A 24,117-nucleotide genomic window follows, 5' to 3' on the forward strand; every position below is an offset into this window, starting at 1 on the left:
CATGGAATTAAAAGATTTATTCGGTAAACAAATAAGTTTCTTTAATGTTGATTTAAAATCAAAAGATGAAGTTATTGAATTTCTTTCTAAAAGTTTAGAAAAAGAAAAATACATTAAATCTATTGATGATTTTAAAGCAGCTGTTTACAAAAGAGAATCTGAAGGATCAACTGGGGTTGGAGATGGAATTGGTATTCCTCACGTTTTAAATCCCACAGTTCAAAAATCAGCAATTGCTTTTGTAAAATTAAAAAATAAAGTTGATTGACAATCACTTGACGATCAACCAGTTGATTTAGTATTTATGATTATGACAAATGGAAAAGATGGAAATGAGCATTTAACTGCTCTTGCAGATCTATCTGGTTTCTTAATGAAAGCAGAAGTACAAAAAAAATTAAGAAGTGCTAAATCAATTAAAGATGTAGAAAATGCATTAACTAAACAAGAACAAAAAGTTGAAAAAGTTGAAAAATCAGGTAGTTATGATGTTATAGGTATTACAGCATGTCCAACAGGAATTGCACATACATATATGGCTCAAGAAAAACTTGAAGAATATGCAAAACAAAAGGGTTTAACAGTAAAAATTGAAACTCAAGGACGTAGAGGAATTGAAAATAAGTTAACACAAGAAGATATAAATAATGCTAAAGTTATAATTTTAGCTCATGATAAAGCTCTTGAAGGGCTTTCAAGATTGAACGGTAAAAAAGTTATTGATACAAATACAAAAGAAGCTATCTTTAAAGGTGATCAATTAATTGAAAAATATAAAAAAGGTGAAGGATTAACTGAGGTTAAAGCCGCATCTGATTCATCAGAAGTAAGTGAATTTACAATGAGAAAATTCCTTGATATTAAAGGGAATTTACTTGGTGGAATTTCAAGAATGTTACCATTTGTTGTTGCAGGGGGAATTATATTAGGAATTGCTTTCCTAATAGACTTCGCTGCAGGAAATGGAAATGCTGGTGGAGATTTCGGAACAATTAATCCAGCAGCTGGTTGATTTGCAGCAATTGGAAAAATATCAATGTCTATGATGGTACCAATATTAGGAGCATTTATTGCGTTTTCAATTGTGGGTTCTCAAGGATTGATGCCCGGAATGGTCGCGGGATTATTATCTACAAATATTTTGGGATTTGGCTACGCATATGATGCAGATGGAAACTCAATTACTAATGGGTGAAATGGTCTTTGATCAAGATTAATTCCATCTAATTTACAAGGAACTGAGTCTGGATTTATTGGTGCAATTGTTGGTGGTTATCTTGCAGCTTTACTAGTTGTTGGTTGATCAAAAGCAATGACATCATTTCCAAAAGGATTACAAGGAGCTAGAGATATTGTCTTTATTCCTGTCCTATCATTATTATCAATAGCATTAACAATGTTTGTTATTAATATTCCTTTAGGATTTGTAATGGGTGGTATAAGCCTTGGTATTTCAGAATTAGCACAATTAAACTTATTATGATTAGTATCAATTCTAATTGGATTTATGATGTGTGTTGATATGGGTGGTCCAGTTAATAAAATTGCTTATTCTTTAGGTAATTTAGCAGTTGCTGGTACATTAGTTACAGATGTTAATGCAGCTGGAAATGCCTTTAATGATCAAACAATTATTATGGCATCAGCAATGTTAGCAGGGATGTTACCTCCTTTAATGGTAGCAATGTCAACAATTATTTTCCCAAGAGCTTGAACAGCAAAAGATAGAGATGCTGCAAAAGCTAACTGATTAATGGGTGCATGTTTCGTTTCAGAAGGTGCAATTCCATTTATGGTTAAAGATCCAAAAAGAGTTGCAGTAAGTGCAATGGCTGGTGGAGCATTAATTGGTGGATTAGTTGGAGCATTAAAAATTAAATTACTTGCATCACATGGTGGGGTATTCGTATTCCCATTACTAAGTTCAAGTTATTTAGAAGATGGTTCAATGAATGGTGGTTCAATTGCTTTAGGAGCAGGAGCAGCTGTTCTGATTGTATTAGGGGCTAGTTTATTGTCAGCAATACTTTTAGGTTTATGAAGAACAGCTGATATTAAAAATGGTAAATTATCTCTTGATGCAACTAATGGAGTAAAAGAGTCTATTTTGCAAAAAATTGAAAATATTAAAAATAATGTAAAAATTAACAATAAAGAAGAGAGATTATCAGTTTTAAATAAAAAATTAGATAATTATAGTCAATTTGAAAACGAATTGGCAACTAAACAAAAAGCTTATCAAGCTCTTGTTGAAGAAAAACATAAACAACGAGAAGCAAGAAAAGTAAATAAATAGTTAATAAAATTTTAAATAAAAGCCCATTTTTTGGGTTTTTATTTTGCTCTTTTTAAAAAAAGTGTAAAATATAAAGGTTAGAGGTGAAAATATGATTCAAAAACCCAGAGGAACAGAAGATTTAATTGATTTAAAAGTTAGAGAATACTTTGCTTTAGAAATGATAATAAGAAATATTGTTGATTCATTTAACTATAATGAAATAAGAACACCAATTTTTGAAAGTTTAGAACTATTTAAAAAGGGTGTTGGTGAAGAAACAGATATTGTTTCTAAGGAAATGTTTATATTTGCAGATCGAAAAAATCGAGAATTGACTTTAAGACCAGAGGGTACAGCGCCAACTGTTAGAGCTATTTTAGAAAATAAGATGTATATAAATGAAAATTTACCATTGAAATTGTTCTATTTTGGTTCAATGTTTAGATATGAAAGACCTCAAGCTGGAAGAAATCGTCAGTTTAATCAATTTGGAGTTGAAGTTTTTGGACCTAAAACACCTGAAATTGATAGTGAAATTATTTGTTTATCTTCAATAATTCTAAATACAATTGGAATTGAAAATTATACAATTCACTTAAATTATTTAGTAAATGGTCAACAAAGACAAGAATACATCAGTGATTTAAAGAAATACTTAGAGCCCAAATCACTTTGTGATGATTGTAAAAAAAGAATTCAAGCTAATCCATTAAGAGTTTTAGATTGTAAAATAGATGTTAATAAATTTGATGATGTAATTGATATGAAAGATTATCTAAATGAAGAAGACAAAAATTACTTTAAAACATTGGTTGATAATTTAAATAATATTGGAATAAAACCAATAATTGATAAAAAACTAGTAAGAGGATTGGACTATTATACTGGTTTTGTCTATGAAATCAAAGATAAAAAGGGTTTAACCTTATTGGGCGGAGGAAGATATGATGAACTTGTTAAAAAGTTAGGAAATGTTGATTTACCAGCATCTGGTTTTGGTATTGGTATGGAAAGATTACTAATTGCTTTAGAAGAAGAGGGAATTTATATTTCAACTCCTAATACTTTGGATGCCTATATTATTGCTTTAAGTGAAAAAGCAAAGCAATTTTCAAATATATTACTACTAATGTTAAGAAAATCAGGTTTAAAAGTTGACTTTGATTTTATGAATAGAAGTATGAAATCAGCTTTTAAACAATCTGAAAAACTAAATTCTAAAAATATTATAATAGTAGGTGACAATGAACTGAAAGAAAATAATGTTATTATAAAAAATCAATTAACAAAAGAAGAGAAAAAAGTTGCATTTGATGAAATAGTAGATGCAATTGTTGGAGAATAAAAAAATGAAACGCACACACACATGTGGAGAACTTACAATTAAGAATGTCAAACAAAAAGTGATTTTACAAGGATGAGTTAAAAAAATTAGAAAATTGGGAGCAATGAATTTTATTGATCTTAGAGATAGATATGGAATAACTCAACTTGTTATTGACGAATCAAAAAATTTAGAAAATATTAAATCTGAATATGTTTTGGAAGTTGAAGGAATAGTTATTGAAAGAAAGTCAAAAAACTCTGAAATTAAAACTGGTGAAATTGAAATTAAGGTTGAAAAATTAACTGTAATTAATAGATCTGAATTAACTCCTTTTGAAATTAAAGATAATATTGAATCTCAAGAAGATACAAGATTAACTTATCGTTATTTAGACTTAAGACGAGAAATAATGCAAAGAAATTTAATTACTAGAAGTAAAATGAATCAAACTATTAGAAATTATTTTCTGGATAATAACTTCATTGAAATTGAAACTCCAATTTTTGGTAAATCAACCCCAGAAGGCGCAAGAGATTTTTTAGTTCCTTCAAGATTGAATGCAGGTAAATTTTATGCTTTACCTCAATCACCTCAACTTTATAAACAATTATTTATGATTTCAGGCTTAGATAGATATTTTCAAATTGTGAAGTGTTTTAGAGATGAGGATTTAAGAATAGATCGTCAACCTGAATTTACACAACTTGATATGGAAATGTCTTTTGCAGATGATCAAGATGTTATGAATTCAATTGAAAATTTAATTAAGAAGATTATTTTTGAAATTAAAGGTATTAAAATTAAAGAACCAGTTCAAAGAATTACATGAAAAGAATCTATGGAAAAATATGGTAATGATAAACCAGATTTAAGATTTGGTTTTGAAATCAAGACACTAAATCAAATTTTTAAAAAAAGTGAAATACCATTATTTACTAATATTGAAAATAAAAGTATTAGATCAATTTGTGTTGACTCTATGTTAAGTAAAAAAGATTTGGAAGAATTAACAGAAGTTGCTAAACAAAATAGTGTTAATATATTAGCATTTGCAAAATATGATTTAAAAGAATGAACAGGATCAATAGGTTCGAAGTTATCAGATTTTGAAAAAAAGGAGTTAATAAAGCTATTTTCAATAAAAAATCAGTCAACAGTTTTATTTGTTATAGATGAATATTTTAAAGCAAGTCAGGCAATGGGAGCAATTAGAAGTAAAGCTGCAAAAATTTTAAATTTATTAGATCAAGAAGTAATGAAATTAGCTTGAATAATTGACTTTCCTTTATTTGAATTTTCTGAAGAGGAAAAAAGATTTGTAGCATCTCATCATCCATTTACAATGCCAGCAGATATAAGTTTAGATAATTTCGATATTGATAAGGCAAATGCATTAGCAAAAGCATATGATATAGTATTAAATGGTTTTGAAATTGGTGGGGGAAGTCAAAGAATTACTGACCCAAAAATCCAACAAAGAATGTTTGATGCTATTGGGCTTAAAAAAGACAAAATTGAAACAAACTTTGGTTGATTCCTTAACGCTTATAAATATGGAGCTCCTTATCATGCAGGTTGTGCTTTAGGATTAGATAGAATTTGTATGATATTAACAGGTTCTGAAAATATAAGAGAAGTAATTGCTTTTCCAAAAAATTCATCAGGAATAGACAATATGACAAATGCTCCAGATAAAGTAGATTCGTCACAATTAGACCAACTTCATATTAAAATAAAATAATCTAAAGGATTATTTTTTTAATAAATTAATTTTATAATGATTCATATATAATTCAATTATATTAAAAAAGAAAAGGAGAAAATTATGAAATCATTAAAATTTCAATTAATTTATAAATATTTTTTTGGGCTTCTATCTTTCTTTACTATATTTTCATATTATATTTGAAATATAGCAACAGCAGGTGAAGTTAATGGTGTTTATCAAGGTAATTATGAAATATATACAATAGATTACTTTACAACATTTACTTTACTTTCAAATGTTCTAGTTCAATTTTGATTTTTATATGCAGCAATAAATCATAAAAAAGAAGGTAAAACAAAAATGTTAAGTTATACAACAGCTAATTCATTAGCAACAATGATAACTGTTACTTTAATTGTTTACAATGCAATTTTAATTCCAGTTGAAGGTTTTCCAACACATCCTTTTAGTATTTTTGTAACATTAGTCGATCACGCAATTATTCCAGTGGCTTTTATTTTATACGTAAATTTATTTATGAGCAATAAAGAAAAAGTTAATTTTAAGGAATTTTTTATTAAAAAATTTTGAATTCAATTTACTATGGTTTTAATTTATTGTATTTATGCGATGTTACGTGGAGAACTTAGATTTAACTCAGGAGATTACTATTTTATAGAAAATATAAACTTATTATATCCATATTTCTTTTTAGATATTCATCATGTTGGACCAGCTGGGATTCCTGGTATTGGATGATTTTTCATTGCATTTTTTGGAATAATAGGATTATTGGTGGGATTTAGTTTTTTATATAATTTTATTAATAACAAAGTAATGGATAAGCAATATTATAAAAAAATAAATGACATTAGTTAAAACTACTTTTAAGTAGTTTTTCTTTTTTTTAGAGTGATTAACAATATGTTAAAATCTAAAATATATTTACAAAGAAAAGAGAATATTTTAATGCTTAAAAGAAAATATAAAAATATTAGGGGGTATTATACTTATAATTTAATCACTGCAATTATTGCATTTATTTTTTCTTTTCTTGCTCTATTTTCCAAGTTTATTATTAGTTTTACTTTTGAAGATAAAAATAAGAATGGAGTAGTTATTTATAATAGTTTTGGAAAGTATTTGATAGGAACTTATCAGACTGCTTCAATAGATGATATTTTTAATACAAATTTAGAATTATTAAAAATACTATCTATATCTTTAACAACAATTCTTATTATCTTTACATTAATATTCTTTACAAATAACTCAATTAGAAAACCTTTTTTAAAATTTAAAAATTTAAATAATATATATGTATTTTTAACTATTATAATGCTTATTGCAATTGTAATCATTAAAGCAATACTACTTTCACAGTTCATTTTAATTGAAAAAAGCTTAAATAGTCACATTTTTATTGAAGAAGTGCCAAGTTATCTTTCAGCAAATATTGATTTAGCATTGTTTCTTGGAGTAACGATTGTTGCTTTAATTATTACTTTATCTGCTATTTTATTTAATATTAGTATTTTAAAACTTTTAAATAGTGCAATTAAAAGTGATTTCACTAAAACAGTCACTAATTAATCAATTTAACTACTTAAAAGTTAAGTTTATGACAACTTAATTTAAATAAATTAAGATTGAATGATTATTCCTATATAATAATAAGAGTGTTAAATTACACATCTTTTGATAGCGTATTATTATTGCCTTTAAAAGAATTAAATAGAAAGGCAATGAACTTATGGGATTTGATAACAAGGATAACTTTAGAAGATCATCAAGTGATGGACCTAAAAAACAAGATGGAGACCGTGACCGTGGTGGAGACCGTGACCGTGGTGGAGACCGTGACCGTGGTGGAGATCGTGGACGTGGTGGAGATCGTGGTGGAAGATCAGGTGGATTTGGTGGACGCGGTGGAGACCGTGGTGGAAGACCAGGTGGATTTGGTGGACGCGGTGGAGACCGTGGTGGAAGACCTAATGGTGGATTTGGTGGACAAGCTGGAAATTCAGGAAGAATTGAAAACTTTGAAAAACCTCTTTTAGAATTATTAAAAGAAATTAATGAAAAATTAGACATTTTAATAAATAAATAATTTAAATTGAAACTTTCTACTAGAAAGTTTTTTTTATCTAAAAATACAGTATTTAATACTGTATTTTTTAATTTTAAATTAGATTACTTCATTCTATAAGAAAAACAAAATAATTACCTAATTTAATTTTGTATGAGGTATTTTTCCCTTTAATAAAGAATTTTTTAATTTAAACAAAAAAATTCTTTTATCTAAAAAATTAAAAAAAATTTAGACATTTCTATTAATAAATTGATTTAAAAGTTCTATGCTACGATTTAGTTAAGTTAATATAACTTAACAATAAATAATGCAATAGATTTTTATATTAAAAATAAAATTTAAAATATTAATTTTTTGGTAGGTTGGGTGGGTTTAAGAATGAAAGGTATATATGATAAAACTTTTAAGTCTTATAGGAACTTTATCAGTTTCTAGTTCTGCAATAGCACCAGTTGTTACAATGGAACAAAATATTAATAATAAAATAACTTCAGATTTTGAGGTTGGAGAATTTTGAATTGATGTAAAAAATGAAAAACATTTTGATAAAGATGGTAAATTATTAGTTGGTACACAAGATTATAAAGAGGTTCTAATTGAAGCAATTGATGAGCAAAGAAATTTTATTAAAGATAACAATATTACAAATTATTCAATCACAGATAGTTTAACAAGATTTCCTGGACTAGCAACTGAGGGAACAATACGAGTAGGTTTAGAATTACAACATTTAATTAGAGCTAAGGAGTATGAAGTTTTAAGCATGAACGTTAATATTGAAAAGGCAGATAATAATGGGAACTTTAGATATGCTATTGATTTTGAAGGTTTAGCTGATGGAGGATTAGTTACAGGAAATCTTTATGGTTATCAACGTACTCAAGGTTTAGCAGATTTTCAAATAAAACCAGGTTATCTTATTACATTAAAAACAGAATATACAATAAGTGAGTCTATCGAACATACAGACAATGAATATAAATCAAATATTAGTTTACCAAACTTGGGAATTGACTATTTAGCAGGTCAAATAGTGGATATGTTTAATTATTCAGGAAATACTTTAAATAATGAAGCAATTAAATATATTAATACAACCCTAAAATTAAATATAACTGATGTTAAATCATTAAATGTTTATAATGCAATTAATAAAAATAACAAATTTGAAAAAGGTTCAATAATCTCAAGTAATGATTTAGTTAAAGATGACTATTTCTATGTTTCTTTTGAATCAAATGATGCTAATGGAACATTTAATATGTTAGTACATAAATAGTTTAAAATTTATTTATATTATTTAAATGTATATAAATTTTGAGTCAATTAGTTTCTTTACTAATTGATTTTTTTATATCTAAATTAAAACTTTTAAATGTTATTTATGATAACATTTAAATAAAGGGGTAAAATATATGAAAAAACTATTATCTTTATTGTCGTCAATTAGTTTAATAACATCATTATCAACTACAGTAGTTTCATGTAATTTAGTTAGTCCAAAACCAGATAATAAAAAAGAACTTAGTAGTGTCATCACTCAATATAACTTAGGTGAAATTGAAAATAATCAAGAAATAACAATTCAAAATAAGTTGCAGCAGTTAAATCCTTACTTAGATATAAGTGCAATTAAAATAGAAAATATTTGAAATAAAGGTGCAACTATTTGAGCAATTGATGAGGCTATTTACAAAGGAAATAAGGAAGTAAGATTTAGATTAAAAGATGCTCCAATTGAAACTATTGATAAAGTTTTAGTTGGTTATTACTATGAATGAGGTGGAACAGCTCAAGTAAAACCAAGTTTTGATGAAATCGCTAATACTAATTACAATGTAATTGATATCTCATTTTTATATTCACCAACAGCTTATACTATGCCCGTATTTCAACCATGAAATCCAGCAGATATGAAAGCAGGAATTAAGTTACTACAATTAAAAGGTAAAAAAGTACTTATTTCAATGGGTGGAGCTACTGGCAGTGAAATGAGATTTAGATCTAATCAAAAAAATGAATTGAAACAAACAATTCTAAATGTAGTTAAGGAATATGGTTTTGATGGCTTGGATATTGACTGAGAAGGTAGTTGTCTTGCAGATAGAGAAAGTCAACAAGTAACTATTGATGCTTTAAAAGAAATTAAAGACGAAAATCCTGAATTTATGATAACTATGGCTCCGGAAATGCCCTACTTGAAAAATAATACAGAATCATCTGGGGGAAGTTATATTCCATTTCTAAAACAATTGGATGACTATTATGATTGGATAAATCCACAATTTTATAATGGATGAGGATTTGGACCTTTTCTAGAAGAAGAGGAAAAACAAAGATTAAACTTATCATTGGGGTCTATAACAAATGATGATGTTACATATAGAGCAGAATTTTATTATTTAATGACTAAGTATCTAACAACAAAATATAGTAGATTAAACGACTTTTATCTAATTGATCCAGATAGATTTGTAATGGGGGCTTCAACAAATGAACCAGCTGGTAGAGGAGCTGCTACTGAAGAATCTATTAAAAAATCATATAAACTGCTTAGTGAAGATGGCATTTATACAAAAGGTCTTATGACTTGAGCAATAAACTTTGATGCTTATGAAGGTATGATTGAAAGTAATGGTCAACAAATTATGTTTAAAAAGTGAAGTTTTGAATCATGATATAATGACACTCATAATAAAGAAAATAAATAAAATAAATTAGAACTTAAAATTCAAAAGTATTAATATTTTATGAAAATATAAGATTAAATTAAGGGGAAAATAATGAAAAAAATATTAGGTCTATTATCTTCATTGTCATTAGTAGCTATTGGAACAACTTCAGTTGTTGCATGCGCTTATAGTATTGGAGATATCAATGATGAAAATCATTTAGTTAATCATGTTCTAAGAACATCTTTAGGAATGCTAGAAAATGATAATAAAGAAACAATAAAATCTAAAATCCAAGAATTAAATCCAGGTTTGGATGCAAATTCATATAAAGTAGCTAAAGTAAATAAAAACAAAACAGCACTTATTGCAGCCACTAAAAAGGGTTCATATACAGGAGCTATGGAAGTAAAATTTAATTTATTGGGTGAACCTATTAAATTAGAAGAAAAAGCTCTAGTTGGGTATTATACTGATGAAAAAGATTGAGTTGTTGAAGGAGAGCGAATTCCTACTTTTGAAGAGTTAGCAATTACAAATTATAATGTAATTAATATTGGAGACTTTTATGCTTTAAGAGAGCGTGAAATACCTACTTTTAATCCAAAAAAACCTGAAAATATAAAAAATGGAATTGAATTACTTCACAAAAATGACAAAAAAGCAATCATATCTATGGGTGGTTCATTATCAACAAATATGAAATTTACAACTGATCAAAAAGAAAATTTAAAATCAGCAATTCTGAAAGTAATTGATGAGTATAAATTTGATGGAATAGATATTAATTGACAAATACAAAGTATTTCAGATAGAGAAAGTCAACAAGTAACCATTGATGTTTTAAAAGAAATTAAAAATGAGAGAGAAGAATTTATAATTTCATTATCAACTACTCCTGATGGTCTGAGACTTGCAACAGAAATTGGAAAGGCTCCAAGTTATATTCCGTTTTTTAAAGGTTTAGATGGTTACTATAATTGAGTAACTCCTAAAGCATATAATCAATTTGGCTATGATGTTACTATCGAAGATGCAGAAAAAAGAATTTTAAATTGAGATGATGATGATGACACATGTAAAGTTGAACAAAGTGGAGAACTTAAATGTAGTATTACAAATGATAATTTAAAATATAGAGCAGAATTTTATTATTTATTAACAAAATATGCAACTGCTAAGTATAGTAAAAAAAATGACTACTTTATTATTGATCCAGATAAATTCGTTTTAGGAGTTTCAACCCATGAATATGTTGCTGAAGGAAAAGGCGCAGCTTCTAAAGAAGCACTTAAAAAATCATATGAACTACTTGCCAAAGATGGTATTTATACAAAAGGTCTTATGGCTTGAACAATCAATAGTGATGCATATAATGGAAAAATAGCATCAATACTACAAGGAGAAGGAAAGGAAACTTTAATTATTTATTGAGAGAAATGAACCTTCTCAAAGTGATATAAAGATATTTATTTACAAGAATAGTAATAAAATTTCATTGTTTTTTAAAATTATTTTAAAAGTAATTTTGTCAAAAGGAATAGTACTGGTTTTATCAATGAAAAATAAAAGTTATTATGGAAATTAAAAAAATAATTTTTATTATTAACTATATATAAGTTAGATATTTAATGGGATTTCAATATAAAAATATGCTTGCGAAATTATATAAAAAAATTTTAAATATTTAGCTAGCCTATATTATTTCTTATATGATAATATATAGAAAATGGACGGTAAATTAATATGAAAAAACTGCTATGTTTAATTTCTTCAATAACTTTAATTTCTTCATGATCTACTACTGTTATTTCATGTGGTCTTTTTACTCAAGAAAAAGAAATCAAAGAACATCTTAAAGTTAGTGATTTGGGTGAGATTGCAAATAATCAAGAAATTACAATTATTACAAGATTGAGGGAATTAAATTCTGAATTGAAAGTAGATTCAATTAAACTTTCTAATATTACAGATAGTAAAGCTTTGGTTTTATCAAATGGGGATGGAATTTATAAAGGAAGTGTTGAAGTTATATTTTCCTTAAAAATTGAACCTTCACTTGAAATTGATTTAAATCAACATCTTAAAGTTAGTGATTTGGGTGAGATTGCAAATAATCAAGAAATTACAATTATTACAAGATTGAGGGAATTAAATTCTGAATTGAAAGTAGATTCAATTAAACTTTCTAATATTACAGATAGTAAGGCTTTGGTTTTATCAAATGGGGATGGAATTTATAAGGGAAGTGTTGAAGTTATATTTTCCTTGAAAGTTGAACCTTCACTTGAAATTGATTTAAATCAACATCTTAAAGTTACTGATTTGGGTGAGATTGCAAATAATCAAGAAATTACAATTATTACAAGATTGAGGGAATTAAATTCTGAATTGAAAGTAGATTCAATTAAACTTTCTAATATTACAGATAGTAAAGCTTTGGTTTTATCAAATGGGGATGGAATTTATAAAGGAAGTGTTGAAGTTATATTTTCCTTAAAAGTTGAACCTTCACTTGAAATTGATTTAAATCAACATCTTAAAGTTACTGATTTGGGTGAGATTGTAAATAATCAAGAAATTACAATTATTACAAGATTGAAGGAATTAAATTCTGAATTGAAAGTAGATTCAATTAAACTTTCTAATATTACAGACAGTAAGGTTTTGGTTTCATCAAATGGTGATGGAATTTATAAGGGAAGTGTTGAAGTTATATTTAAAATAAAAGATGCTCCAGTAGAAACAATAGATAAAGTTCTAGTGGGATATTACTATGAGTGAGGTGGAACAGCTCAAGTAAAACCAAGTTTTGATGAAATGGCTGATACTAATTATAATGTAATTGATATTTCATTTTTATATTCACCAACTCCATATACTATGCCTGTATTTGAACCATGAAATGCAAATGATATGAAGCAAGGCATTAAGTTGCTACAATCTAAGGGCAAAAAGGTGCTTATTTCGATGGGTGGAGCTACTGGAAGTGAAATGAGATTTAGAACCGATCAAAAAAATGAATTGAAACAAACAATTTTAAATGTAGTTAATGAATATAATTTTGATGGTCTTGATATTGACTGAGAAGGTAGCTGTTTGGCGGATAGAGAAAGTCAACAAGTGACAATTGACGCTTTAAAAGAAATTAAAGATGCTAATCCTGAATTTATGATAACTATGGCTCCGGAAATGCCTTACTTGAAAAATTATACAGAATCATCTGGGGGAAGTTATATTCCATTTCTAAAACAATTAGATAAATATTATAATTGGATAAATCCACAATTTTATAATGGATGAGCATTTGGCCCTTTTCTAGAAGAAGAGGAAAAACAAAGATTAAACTTGTCATTGGGGTCTATAACAAATGATGATGTTACATATAGAGCAGAATTTTATTATTTAATGACTAAGTATTTAACAACAAAATATAGTAGATTAAACGACTTTTATCTAATTGATCCAGATAGATTTGTAATGGGGGCTTCAACAAATGAACCAGCTGGTAGAGGAGCTGCTACTGAAGAATCTATTAAAAAATCATATAAACTGCTTAGTGAAGATGGCATTTATACAAAAGGTCTTATGACTTGAGCAATAAACTTTGATGCTTATGAAGGTATGATTGAAAGTAATGGTCAACAAATTATGTTTAAAAAATGAAGTTTTGAATCATGATATAATGACACTCATAATAAAGAAAATAAATAACATTAGATAATGTTATTTTTTATATATAGTTATAAATGACAAGTTATTAAAATTAATGTAAAATCAATTTAGTTAATAAAATTAATTATTTATAAAAAATAATTCTTTATAAAATTTTGAAATATCTATATTTTTAAATAATACGAATTTAAAAATATTAAATTTCTTATTATTAATAAATAATTGAAATAATAGAAAAGAAAATTTTTAAATAAATTTTTTGGGTAAATCATGAAGAGAATTGATGCAGAAAATAAATATAAATGAGATTTACTTTCCCTTTATGAAAGTGATAAAGAGTTTTTATTAGACTTAGACTTGTATGTTGAAAAAAATAATGAGTTATTAATGTATAAAAATAAATTAAAAAATAAGAGGGATTTTATAAATTTTTTAAAGGATTCAATCTCAGTGGATAAGAGTGTATCTAAAATTAATCATTTTTTAAAGCATTTATATATCGAACAAAGTAATCCTAGATTGCTAAAATTAGACTCAATTTTCAATAATAAAATGCAACAATTTGATGGTAAATTTTCATGAATTAATGAGGAAATTAAAAATATTGGAAAAGAAAAAATTTTAAAGTGAATATCAGAAGATTCTGAACTTATTCATTATTCAGATAGTTACAAAGAATTCTTTAAAAACATAAAATATCTTATGCCTCAAAAACAAAGAGAGTTGTTATCAAAGGTTTCAAACTCTAGTTCAATTATTTATGAAATGTATGAATCAATGAGATTTAAAGATAATGAAGAAAAAAAGTTAGTGTATGAAAACAAAGAATATATTATTAATCAAAAATTTATCTCAGATATTTTAACTTATTCAGATCCTATTAAAGATCAACAATTAAGAATTAAAGCAAGTTTAAAATTTAAAGAGGGGTTGAAATTTAAACAACATACTTATGCAAAAATATATGAATCTATTGTAAAAGAAGAAATTGAATCAATAAAACTTGTTGGAATGAAAAGTTTTAAAGAAAACTTTTTTGATAGAACTGATTTCTCCATTACAAATTTTTTGAACTTAATAAAATTCACTTCTAAAAACTCTAGTTTTTATTATAGATATTATGAAATAATTAAAAAATACTTAAATTTGGAAAAATTTTATGGAACTGATTCAAGTTTGGAACTATTTAAGTTGGAAAGAAAAAATTACAGTGTTGAAGAAGCTCAAAAAATAATTAAAAATTCTTTAAAACCAATTGGAGAAAAATATATTGCTAACTTAGATTATTGCTTATCAGATAATAGAATTGATTATTATGAAGATGAAAATAAATCCACTGGTGCTTTTACAGTTGGAAGCGATACTTATGACTCTTTAATTTCTTTAAATTTTACAGAAGATATAGATTCAATTTCAACCTTAACACATGAACTAGGTCATGCTGTTCATAATTTATTTGCTAAACAAAATCAACCAAAACCATTAAATGGATTTTCAAATATGATTGCTGAAGTAGCATCAACATTTAATGAGCATTTGCTATTTGATTATTTATTTCTAAATGAAAAGAATGAAAGTAAGAAATTGATTTTAATTCAAAATAGAATTGAATTTATTTTTTCTAATTTCTTTTCCGCTATTGCAGATGCAGAGTTTGAATATCAGTGCTATAATTCAAGCGAAAAGGGTGAGGTTCTTACTTTAGATAAAATTTCAGAAATACTAAAAAAGGCGAATAAGAAAGTTTTAGGAAAATCTATTTTTGATAGATATGATGATCAAGTATATAAATATAGTTGAATAGCTATATCTCATATTTTTGAGCAACCTTTTTATATTTATAAATATGCTGTATCAATTGCCGTATCTTTTAAGCTATATTCTGAATTTAAAAGAACAAATGATGCCTCTCAAATAATAAATTTCTTAAAAGATGGGGGAAGTCTAAAAGCTACTCAATTATTTAAAAAATATAATTTTGATTGTAAAAAAGAAGAATCATATAAAGATTTAATATTAGAAGTTGAAAAATTAGTAGAGAGTTTTGAAAAACTGTTAAATAAAAAATAAACCAATAATTGGTTTATTTTTAATATACATTACTTAAAAATCTTGTATAAAAATAGGTTATTGAATTTGAAAAGACAATTAATTCAATAGAAAGTATATTTATTTTAATAAGTTTTTCTTCACTTAGTTTATTTTTTTTCTTTAACATTTTGGAATAACTCATAACATCTCTTGCAGCAATGTCTACTTTAGTAATCGTGCTTTTATTTGAAAAAATTCTTTCAAAAATTAATTCCAAATATTCATCTTTTTTCATTATTTTTAAAACCTCTTTTTTATAAATTTCAAAATATGAAATTAAGCAGTTATTTATCAATTCAATTGCATACTCTGATTTTTTTGCAATATCTTTTTTTTCAATATTTTCAAAGAAAGTACATATTAATTCAATTGATTTTACTCAGCCTAAAATAAAAACATAGTCTACAATTAATTTATGAAATTTAGATAATAGTTTAGAGTTATTATTAATTAATTTAAACTTTTGATTATAAAAATTTGAATAATTATCAATTTGTTGAAATAAAACATCATACAATTCGTAGTTATTCGTATATTCAATAATAAAGTCATTTGGATTTTTATTAAATCTCAATATTCATTTCATAAGTTTTTTAATGTTTTTTTTAATGTCCTTTTCTCAATAAGGACTTACATTTTTTAAATGTTCTTTATCTTTTAATGTTAATTTGTATGCTTTAAAATTATTTATCATTTTATTAAACCTTCTATAATTCATTAATTTTATTATATATTAATTGTATAAAGAGAAAAGAGAATAATTTATGTTAGGTAAATATGATTTTAATCACGAAAATTCTAAGAAAATATTTAAATTTTATAATCCTGCCTTGCAAATAATATCAATATTATTTGAAGACCAAAAAATACAACTTAAAAGAGATAACTTGCTAACTAAAGAATTTGAGAAAATATTTAATTATTTTAAAAATATCGAATATCTTGATCAATTTAAAGAGGTTAAAGATATGATTAACTTTTATTATTATGATTTTTGAAATGAACTAATTTCTTTAAATAGAACACAAGTTTTTGATCGTCATAAATATTGACCGAATATAGAGTCAATAAAACAAATAGCAGATTTATTAGATAAGTGAATAATTCAAAGTTATAATAATGTAAAAAATAATAAGGAAGTAATGAACTTATTTGAATGTCTTAAAGAAATTCAAAATATAATAGTTAACTATTGCAATAATTTAATCAATGAAAACTTTAATTTTAATAAAAAAATTATAGAAGGTTTAGAGATTATTAAATATTCAAATAGTTTTGAAACAATTGAAAGCACTTCAGAAATAATTTTAAATATGTTTGAATATAATTCATTAAATAGCGAAAGCGTTCATAATATTTTTGAAGAATGCTCTCAGGATTATTGATATATTTTTAATACTTTAACAAATATCTCAATATTATCAGTTTTTGCTATACAAATAAAGGAGGAAAATAATTGAAATATAGATTAGCACTCATATAAGAACTTTTAATAATATTTTTAACACCTTAAAAGTTTTAAAATATAGTTTTATTTATTTATTTTGCTATATAATAATCTTGATTTATATCTTGAAATAAGTTCTAAAAAATATATATGAAAATATAAAGAGGTAGTGAAAAAATGAAAAAAGTTATAATGTTTTGAACATTATTATTATCATTATTTTTTTCTTTTACAGTTTCAATATCTGAATTTGTAAAAACTAATATTGAGAATAATAATCTTTCAAAAACTATTAAAAATGTAAATCAAGATGAAGAAATTTCATATAAATCTTTAATAACTCCAAAAAGCAATTATATGTATTATGGGTGTTTTTTAAAATATTACTATGCAAATAGTATTTCTATTTCAAACAGTGATATTAATAGAATTCAAACTACTTTAAGTATAAGCGGAGTTCAAAGTGAAATTTATGAGTCACTATTTATTCAAAACATGTTAGCATCTACTGTTATGCCAAGTATTTATGGTTCTTCAAGTGATGCAGAGTTTTTTGCAGAAAGTTTTAGTAAATGATTAAATACAGAAGATGAATTAAAAAATAAAAGTTGAGAAGTAACAAATAATTTTTATATTAATATTCTTCCTAAAATTATTAAAATAGGAGGGACATTTGATGGTCCTTATGAGAACTCAGTAACAATATCACAAAAATTTATTGAACTAGTTAAAAATTTAGAAAATAAAGTATATTATGATACAACTTTGTCCGCAATGCCAAGTAATGCTTTAAACTTGCAATATTCAAATAATTCAATTATTTGAGCAAATAATCAGCAAACTTTAAATTTTATAATTTCTCAACTTAGAGTACAAACAGGAAATACTATTTATCTTAATCAAATTCAAAAAAATAGTTTATTAACAGTTGCATCTTCATGAATGCAAGATTCATACACTCCAGCAAGTCAGGAATCAATTGATGCATTTAATGATTTTAATGCAAATCATTATGAGTCATTTGATAATTTAGATAAGACATTAGTTGAAACAACAAAAGATGAAAATAATTATAGTGGAGTTTGATTATCACATGTCTATGATAATCTTGAAGAGGTATATTTAAAAAATACTCCAAATAGTTTGGGATCAGATAGTGAAAAATGATCAACTAATAATACTCAAAAATTAAGAGATATTACTTTAAAAACTTATAATTCTCTTTATAACATTATACAAAATGATATATGGGTAAATAATATATTAGTAGCACTTATATTAAGTCCTGATTTTCCTTTAAAAAATGATGATGGAACAGATATGAATGATGGAACAATGGGTTATACAAGTACAAATTATTATGTAAATGGCCAAAATGTTTTTAATAGCACTGCATATTCTTACATTGTAATTACTGGGCCTAGTTTAACATTTAAAGAATTTAACAGTCAGTATCAACAAGGCTTTTGAAGTAGTCCATATAAATTTAGTGTAGTTGTCCATGAAATTGGTCATGCTTTGGATGGATTTGGAAGTAAATTAAATTACTATAGAAGTAAGAACCATTCAAAATCCTTGGACTATAAATCACTTTATACAGGTGATACTTTTGGAGAATATGTTGCTAAGAACAATAATTGAAATATATGGGTAATAATTTTAGCAGTTAGTGGGACTGCAATCATTTTAACAATAACTTATCTTGTCATAAGAAAAAAATCAGCTAAAAAAGGTGTTATTAAAGCTTAATAGTTAAAAAAAATCTACTTAGTAGATTTTTTTATCTTGTTGTTTTAGAGGAAATATCTTGATTTTGTTTAATTTTAAGTATATAAAATATAAGTGGTTATTATTGACAAATGTAAATTAGAATAATATCAATAAAATACAAAGTTTTAAAGGGGAAAAATAATATATGAAAAAATTATTAACACTATTTTCAGCAACTAGTTTATTTGTTTCTACATCTAATATGGCTATTTCATGTCAAAAAGAAAATGTAATTAAACTTGAATTACCTAATCAACCTCGATCAGAAGAAGATATTATAAATGCTTTGGATTATTATACTGAAGAAAAAGCAAAAGTAGATGAAATAATTAAACAAGAACTTGCAGAATGTTCAAATTGTAGTGAAAGTCAAACTAGTCATATACTATTAAAAAGTGAATCAAGACAAAGAAGTGTAGTATATGAAAGCTTTATTAAAGCTTATAAATCTTATAAAATGCTTGAATTTGAATGTGACGAATTAAAATCAAAAAACTCAGGAATAACTTATAAAAAAGAGAGCATTAATGAATTTGAACAATTTATTGACAAAAGTCAAGAATATGACAATTTAACAAAAGATACAAAAAAATTTATGAAGAAAATTCAAGAATGAGCTAGAGAAGGAACATTGGAATTTGAATAATTATTGAATTTGTTGATGGATCAAACATTATTTTTATAAAAAATAGTTAAATTTTTTTATAAAATAATAAATATTTTATAGAATTTTAAGGTAAAATTATTTATAATTATTTTGAGGAGAAAAACATATGAAAAATAAAAGTCTATTATTATTAATAATATTATTAATATTGGCAATTATACCTGGAATAATTTATTGATTATTACATCCACAACATAAATTGATTACATTAATTTTATTATTAATTTTAGCAATTATACCTGGAGTATTATACTTAGTATGACCAAAAGGTGGATATGCAAATTAATATAAAAATATATTAATTAAATTTTAAAAGTTATTATTTTTTAAGATAGTAACTTTTTTTATATTAATTTTCTCAGTTAAAACAAATCTATCTATATTACATAAGAAATTGAGTATTTTTATGAAGATATAGTATTCTAAACTACTTTTTAAAATTAATATTTAAAAATATTTTTATATTTTAAGCTAATTACTAAACTTTTTATTTACTATTTCATATTATGAGTTTCATTATTAATGTTTTATTCCTCTTTTTATAAAAAAAATTCAATATAGATACACTTTTTAGTTAATTTAAGTTAAAAAGTAAACTTTTAAAGTATTTTTTTACCATATTCTAAGTTTCTCATTTTTGACAATGTCTTTTAATTATATATAATACAAAGCATGGGAGGCCATAAAAAATGAAAAAACTATTATCAATTTTATCTACAATTGCATTTACTGCTTCAACATCGTCAGCTGTTGTTAGTTGTAATTTAAAAGTAGATAATACAAAGGACATTGATAAAATTATTAAAAACAAAGATTTAGGTAAAATAAGCAATGTAAGTGAAAGCATTCTAAAGAGTGCACTTAAACAAAATAATCCAAAAGTAGATACAGATAAATTAGCATTAAAAGATGTTGATTTATTTAATGGAAATGCTACTTTTGTTGCAAAAAACAAAGCAACCGATTATGATGGAGAAGCTCGTGTTACATTTGATTTTGGAAATAGAAAAGCAGATTCTCAATATTTATGAGAAGCTATTACTAATACTTGATTAGGAACAATCGCTAGCAATGATGCTGCAGAAATCTTAAAAGAGTTAAAAGGAGTTAATCCATTAATCAACACAGATGAATTAGAAGTTAAAGCTATTAATCCATGAGGAGCAACTATTGAAGCAAAGAGTAATTCAACTCTTTATAAAGGACAATCAATAGTTTCTTATAATGTAATTAATGGTGGAGATTCATCAGCAGTTGCACTTTATTCAGCAGTTAAAAACAGCTGATTGGGAGAAATACAAGCTGGTTCTAATGAGCAAGAAACTGAAAAAAATATATTAAATCAAGTTAAAGAAAAAAATAGCGAAATTGATATTAATGAATTAGAAGTTAAATCAGTAACTGAATGAGGAGCACAAGTTGTTGCTAAATCTGATTCAACTTTATATAGAGATGAATGTTATATTAGCTTTACTTTAAAAGGAAACTCAGAAGGTTCTGGATCAGTATCTTCACTTTATAATGAAGTTAAAACAACTTGATTAGGTAATATTTCAGATATAAATGAAGCTACAATTATGGAAGCTGTTAAAAGAAATAATCCAAATTTAGATACTTCAAAGTTAACTTTAAAAAATACTAATGATTATAACTCAATTTTAATTCCCAATGAGGAAGGTAAATCTAAATATAAAGATGAAGTATGACTTTCATATAGTGTTTCAGAAAATACTAAGCCTGTTGAAAAGAAAGAATTAAGTCAAGTTATAACAAAAACAAACTTTGAAAAAAATAAAAGTTCAGCAATTCATTTATCAGAAGGTGAAAAACTAACAGAATTAAAAATTAAAGAGTTAATTGATAGTGCTAATAAAGGATTAGATTTAAATCAAGTTGAAATTTCTAATATAACAGAAACTGGCGATAAAGGAATAACTGAAGAATTTACAAATTATTCAGCAACAGTTAAAGCAAAAGAAAATTCATATAGTTATAAAGGAACTGTTGATATTAATTTTTACACAGTAGTTTCAATATCTCAACCCGATGAATTAAATGATATTATTAAAAATACTCAATTAGGTGATCTTAATGAAAATACAGAGGTAAGTATTCTAAGTGCTTTAGCACAAAAAAATGCAAATTTAGATTTAGGACATTTAGAAGTTAAAAACATAACAGAAACAAGCGCAACTATTAATTCTATTAGTGGAAGCAAAATTTATAAAGGTTCTGTTGAAGTTAACTTTAAAGTTATTGAAAAAGAAAAACCTTCAAATAAAAAAGATTTATCTGTTGATTTAACTGAACCAAATTTAGGAGAAATTAAGGACGCAAATATCTCAACAATTTTGGAAGCAGTTTATGCTAAAAATAAAAATGTTAAAAAAGATGAGGTTGAAGTTAAAAATATTTCTACAACTGGAGCAACAATTAAAGCAAAAGCAAAATCTGAATTTTATACTGAAGAGTCACAAGTTGTAATCAATTTTAGTTTAGAAGAAAATGGTGAAAAACCAAAACCTTCAAATGATGCACTTTTAGTAGGTTACTGATATGAATGAGGTGGAGCTAACCAACATAATAATCCAGTTGATTTATTAAATAGTAATGAATTATTAAACTCTGCATATAATGTAATTGATATTTCTTTCTTATATACATGAGAACCATATGCAATGCCTACTTTTGAAGCATTTAGTCCAGGAAGCGAAACTAGAATTAAAGAAGGAATTAAATCTTTACAAAATGCTGGTAAAAAAGTAATTTTATCAATGGGTGGAGCTACTGGTGGAGAAATGAGATTTAGACAAGATCAAACTGATCAATTAACTGCTACATTTATTAAATATATGGATGACTATGGATTTGATGGAATCGATATTGATTGAGAAGGTGGGGCACTTGGAGATAGAGAAAGTCAACAAACTACAATCTCAGCTTTAAAAGAAGCTAAAAAAATTCAAAACTCAAAAGGTAAAGAATTTATGATAACAATGGCACCGGAGTTACCATACTTAAAATACAATACAGAAGGTGGTAATCAAGGAAGTTATATTCCTTTCTTAAAAGGACTTGATGGTCTATATGACTTTATAAATCCTCAATATTATAATGGTTGAGCATTTGGACCATTTGTTGATGAAGAAGAAAAAAACTATTTAGGAATTAGTAATTCATATATTTCAAATGATGAAATTGAATATAGAGGTGAATTCTATTACTTAGTAACAAAATACTTAACAACAAAATATAGTGCCCAGAATGATTTTTATGAAAAAATTCCAACAAATAAATTCGTTTTAGGTGCTGCTACTAATGAACCTGCAGGTAGAGGTGCAGCAACAAGAGAATCAATATATAAATCATATGTTTTACTAGAAAATGACAATATTCATATTCGTGGATTAATGACATGAGCTATTAACTATGATGCTGTTTCAAATTGAATGTTTGAAACTTGATTTAAAGAAACTTGAGGAAATAAATAGTTTGTAGTTTAATGTAATCAATTAAAATCTTATTCAATATTTTGAATAAGATTTTTTTATTTAAGCAATAAAAGTCCATATAATTTAATTAGAGGTGAAAAATTATGGAATCAGTATATGATAAATTAGAAGATCTTATAAATAATAATCAAAAAAATAATTCATTTAAAATTATAGCCAAAAATATAATAACTCTTTTTGATAAGGGTGAATTTATTACTCAAAAGGAAATAGGAGAATTGTCTTTTGTAGCTACTTCAACGATTACTAAATTTTCACAATCACTAGGTTATTCTGGATATAAAGAATTATTATTTACTTTAAAAAATGAATACAATAAGTATGGAAATTTAAAAGTAAAAAAAGATATTAAAGCAAAAGATATTTTGATTTCTATGATTGAATGAATTGAAAAAAATAAGGAATTTATTATTTCCTTAGCAAATGCAATTAAAGAAGCAAAAGTTATAAAAATTTATGGTTCTTATCAAATAAATTTAACATTACAGTATTTTAATCAAACTTTAATGGCTCTAAATAAAAAGTCATTAATTATAAATAATGATTATAACTATTTTGATGAAAACTTTAAAGATAGTGAAATATTAAACTTATTGATAGTTTGTGGAAAAGATAATAAAACATTAATTAGGGATTTTGAACAGTTTTTTGATAATAAGCAAAAAAACTATTTAATTGTTTCAAAAATCCAACAATCAAAAATAAACTTAATTTTTAATAATTCATTAGTAATTGATTATTTAAATGATGATAGCAAATTTATTTATAGAAATATGGCACTAAATATGTTATTTTTATCAATCTTTCAAGAAATTTAATAAGAAAAATTTCCTTTTTTGGAAATAAATATCTACTTACTATAAAAAGTAGTTTTTATT

At 25.1% G+C, this 24,117-nt stretch carries 18 protein-coding genes; 17 read left to right on the forward strand and 1 reads right to left on the reverse strand.

The annotated features are described in order from the left end of the window. Position 1 precedes the first annotated feature (1 nt). From AACL15_RS02155 to AACL15_RS02205, 11 genes are all read left to right on the forward strand, one after another. Positions 2-2,296 (forward strand): fructose-specific PTS transporter subunit EIIC, encoded by a 2,295-nt coding sequence (locus AACL15_RS02155; RefSeq protein WP_339034867.1) that lies wholly within the window; start codon positions 2-4, stop codon positions 2,294-2,296. A 91-nt stretch (positions 2,297-2,387) separates the two neighbouring features. Further along, the gene (gene hisS / locus AACL15_RS02160; protein ID WP_339034868.1) at positions 2,388-3,623 is read left to right on the forward strand and encodes a histidine--tRNA ligase; all 1,236 of its coding nucleotides are present in this window, start codon (positions 2,388-2,390) and stop codon (positions 3,621-3,623) included. A gap of 4 nt (positions 3,624-3,627) precedes the next feature. After that, entirely contained in the window at positions 3,628-5,346 is a 1,719-nt protein-coding gene (gene aspS / locus AACL15_RS02165; RefSeq protein ID WP_339034870.1) for an aspartate--tRNA ligase, read from the forward strand. Between the two features lie 84 nt (positions 5,347-5,430). Beyond that, entirely contained in the window at positions 5,431-6,192 is a 762-nt protein-coding gene (locus tag AACL15_RS02170) for a Pr6Pr family membrane protein (protein WP_339034872.1), read from the forward strand. Positions 6,193-6,282: 90 nt separating this feature from the next. Then, on the forward strand, positions 6,283-6,906 hold the full coding sequence (locus AACL15_RS02175; RefSeq protein WP_339034874.1) for a hypothetical protein: 624 nt from the start codon (positions 6,283-6,285) through the stop codon (positions 6,904-6,906). Positions 6,907-7,066: 160 nt separating this feature from the next. Then, a complete protein-coding gene (locus tag AACL15_RS02180) occupies positions 7,067-7,423 on the forward strand; it encodes a hypothetical protein (RefSeq protein WP_339034876.1) in 357 nt (118 codons plus the stop codon). Between the two features lie 373 nt (positions 7,424-7,796). Then, on the forward strand, positions 7,797-8,684 hold the full coding sequence (locus AACL15_RS02185; RefSeq protein WP_339034878.1) for a hypothetical protein: 888 nt from the start codon (positions 7,797-7,799) through the stop codon (positions 8,682-8,684). A 136-nt stretch (positions 8,685-8,820) separates the two neighbouring features. Beyond that, positions 8,821-10,116: a glycosyl hydrolase family 18 protein gene (locus tag AACL15_RS02190; RefSeq protein ID WP_339034880.1), complete on the forward strand. Its 1,296-nt coding sequence runs from the start codon at positions 8,821-8,823 to the stop codon at positions 10,114-10,116. 72 nt (positions 10,117-10,188) lie between these two features. Beyond that, positions 10,189-11,562 (forward strand): glycosyl hydrolase family 18 protein, encoded by a 1,374-nt coding sequence (locus AACL15_RS02195; RefSeq protein ID WP_339034882.1) that lies wholly within the window; start codon positions 10,189-10,191, stop codon positions 11,560-11,562. 261 nt (positions 11,563-11,823) lie between these two features. Further along, positions 11,824-13,791, forward strand: a complete 1,968-nt coding sequence (locus AACL15_RS02200; protein WP_339034884.1) for a glycosyl hydrolase family 18 protein — start codon at positions 11,824-11,826, stop codon at positions 13,789-13,791. Between the two features lie 231 nt (positions 13,792-14,022). After that, positions 14,023-15,822, forward strand: a complete 1,800-nt coding sequence (locus AACL15_RS02205) for a M3 family metallopeptidase (RefSeq protein WP_339034886.1) — start codon at positions 14,023-14,025, stop codon at positions 15,820-15,822. Positions 15,823-15,841: 19 nt separating this feature from the next. Here AACL15_RS02205 and AACL15_RS02210 read toward each other — a convergent pair whose 3' ends face one another. Next, positions 15,842-16,537 (reverse strand): hypothetical protein, encoded by a 696-nt coding sequence (locus AACL15_RS02210; protein ID WP_339034888.1) that lies wholly within the window; start codon positions 16,535-16,537, stop codon positions 15,842-15,844. A 70-nt stretch (positions 16,538-16,607) separates the two neighbouring features. Here AACL15_RS02210 and AACL15_RS02215 point away from each other — a divergent pair, with 70 nt between their 5' ends. The 6 genes from AACL15_RS02215 (at position 16,608) to AACL15_RS02240 (ending at position 24,057) form a co-directional block, all read left to right on the forward strand. Further along, positions 16,608-17,315, forward strand: coding sequence for a hypothetical protein (locus AACL15_RS02215; RefSeq protein WP_339034890.1), 708 nt, complete (start codon positions 16,608-16,610; stop codon positions 17,313-17,315). Positions 17,316-17,467: 152 nt separating this feature from the next. Continuing rightward, positions 17,468-19,039: a hypothetical protein gene (locus tag AACL15_RS02220; RefSeq protein ID WP_339034892.1), complete on the forward strand. Its 1,572-nt coding sequence runs from the start codon at positions 17,468-17,470 to the stop codon at positions 19,037-19,039. Positions 19,040-19,205: 166 nt separating this feature from the next. Further along, the gene (locus AACL15_RS02225; protein ID WP_339034894.1) at positions 19,206-19,706 is read left to right on the forward strand and encodes a lipoprotein; all 501 of its coding nucleotides are present in this window, start codon (positions 19,206-19,208) and stop codon (positions 19,704-19,706) included. Between the two features lie 127 nt (positions 19,707-19,833). Next, entirely contained in the window at positions 19,834-20,013 is a 180-nt protein-coding gene (locus tag AACL15_RS02230; RefSeq protein WP_339034896.1) for a hypothetical protein, read from the forward strand. A 403-nt stretch (positions 20,014-20,416) separates the two neighbouring features. Beyond that, positions 20,417-23,218 carry a glycosyl hydrolase family 18 protein gene (locus AACL15_RS02235; RefSeq protein ID WP_339034898.1) on the forward strand — a complete coding sequence of 934 codons (2,802 nt, stop codon included), beginning with the start codon at positions 20,417-20,419 and terminating at the stop codon, positions 23,216-23,218. A gap of 104 nt (positions 23,219-23,322) precedes the next feature. After that, on the forward strand, positions 23,323-24,057 hold the full coding sequence (locus AACL15_RS02240; RefSeq protein WP_339034900.1) for a hypothetical protein: 735 nt from the start codon (positions 23,323-23,325) through the stop codon (positions 24,055-24,057). The last annotated feature ends 60 nt before the right edge of the window (positions 24,058-24,117 follow it).

The organism is Spiroplasma endosymbiont of Cantharis rufa, assembly GCF_964019665.1.
Taxonomy (GTDB): Bacteria; Bacillota_I; Bacilli_A; order Mycoplasmatales; family Mycoplasmataceae; genus Spiroplasma_A.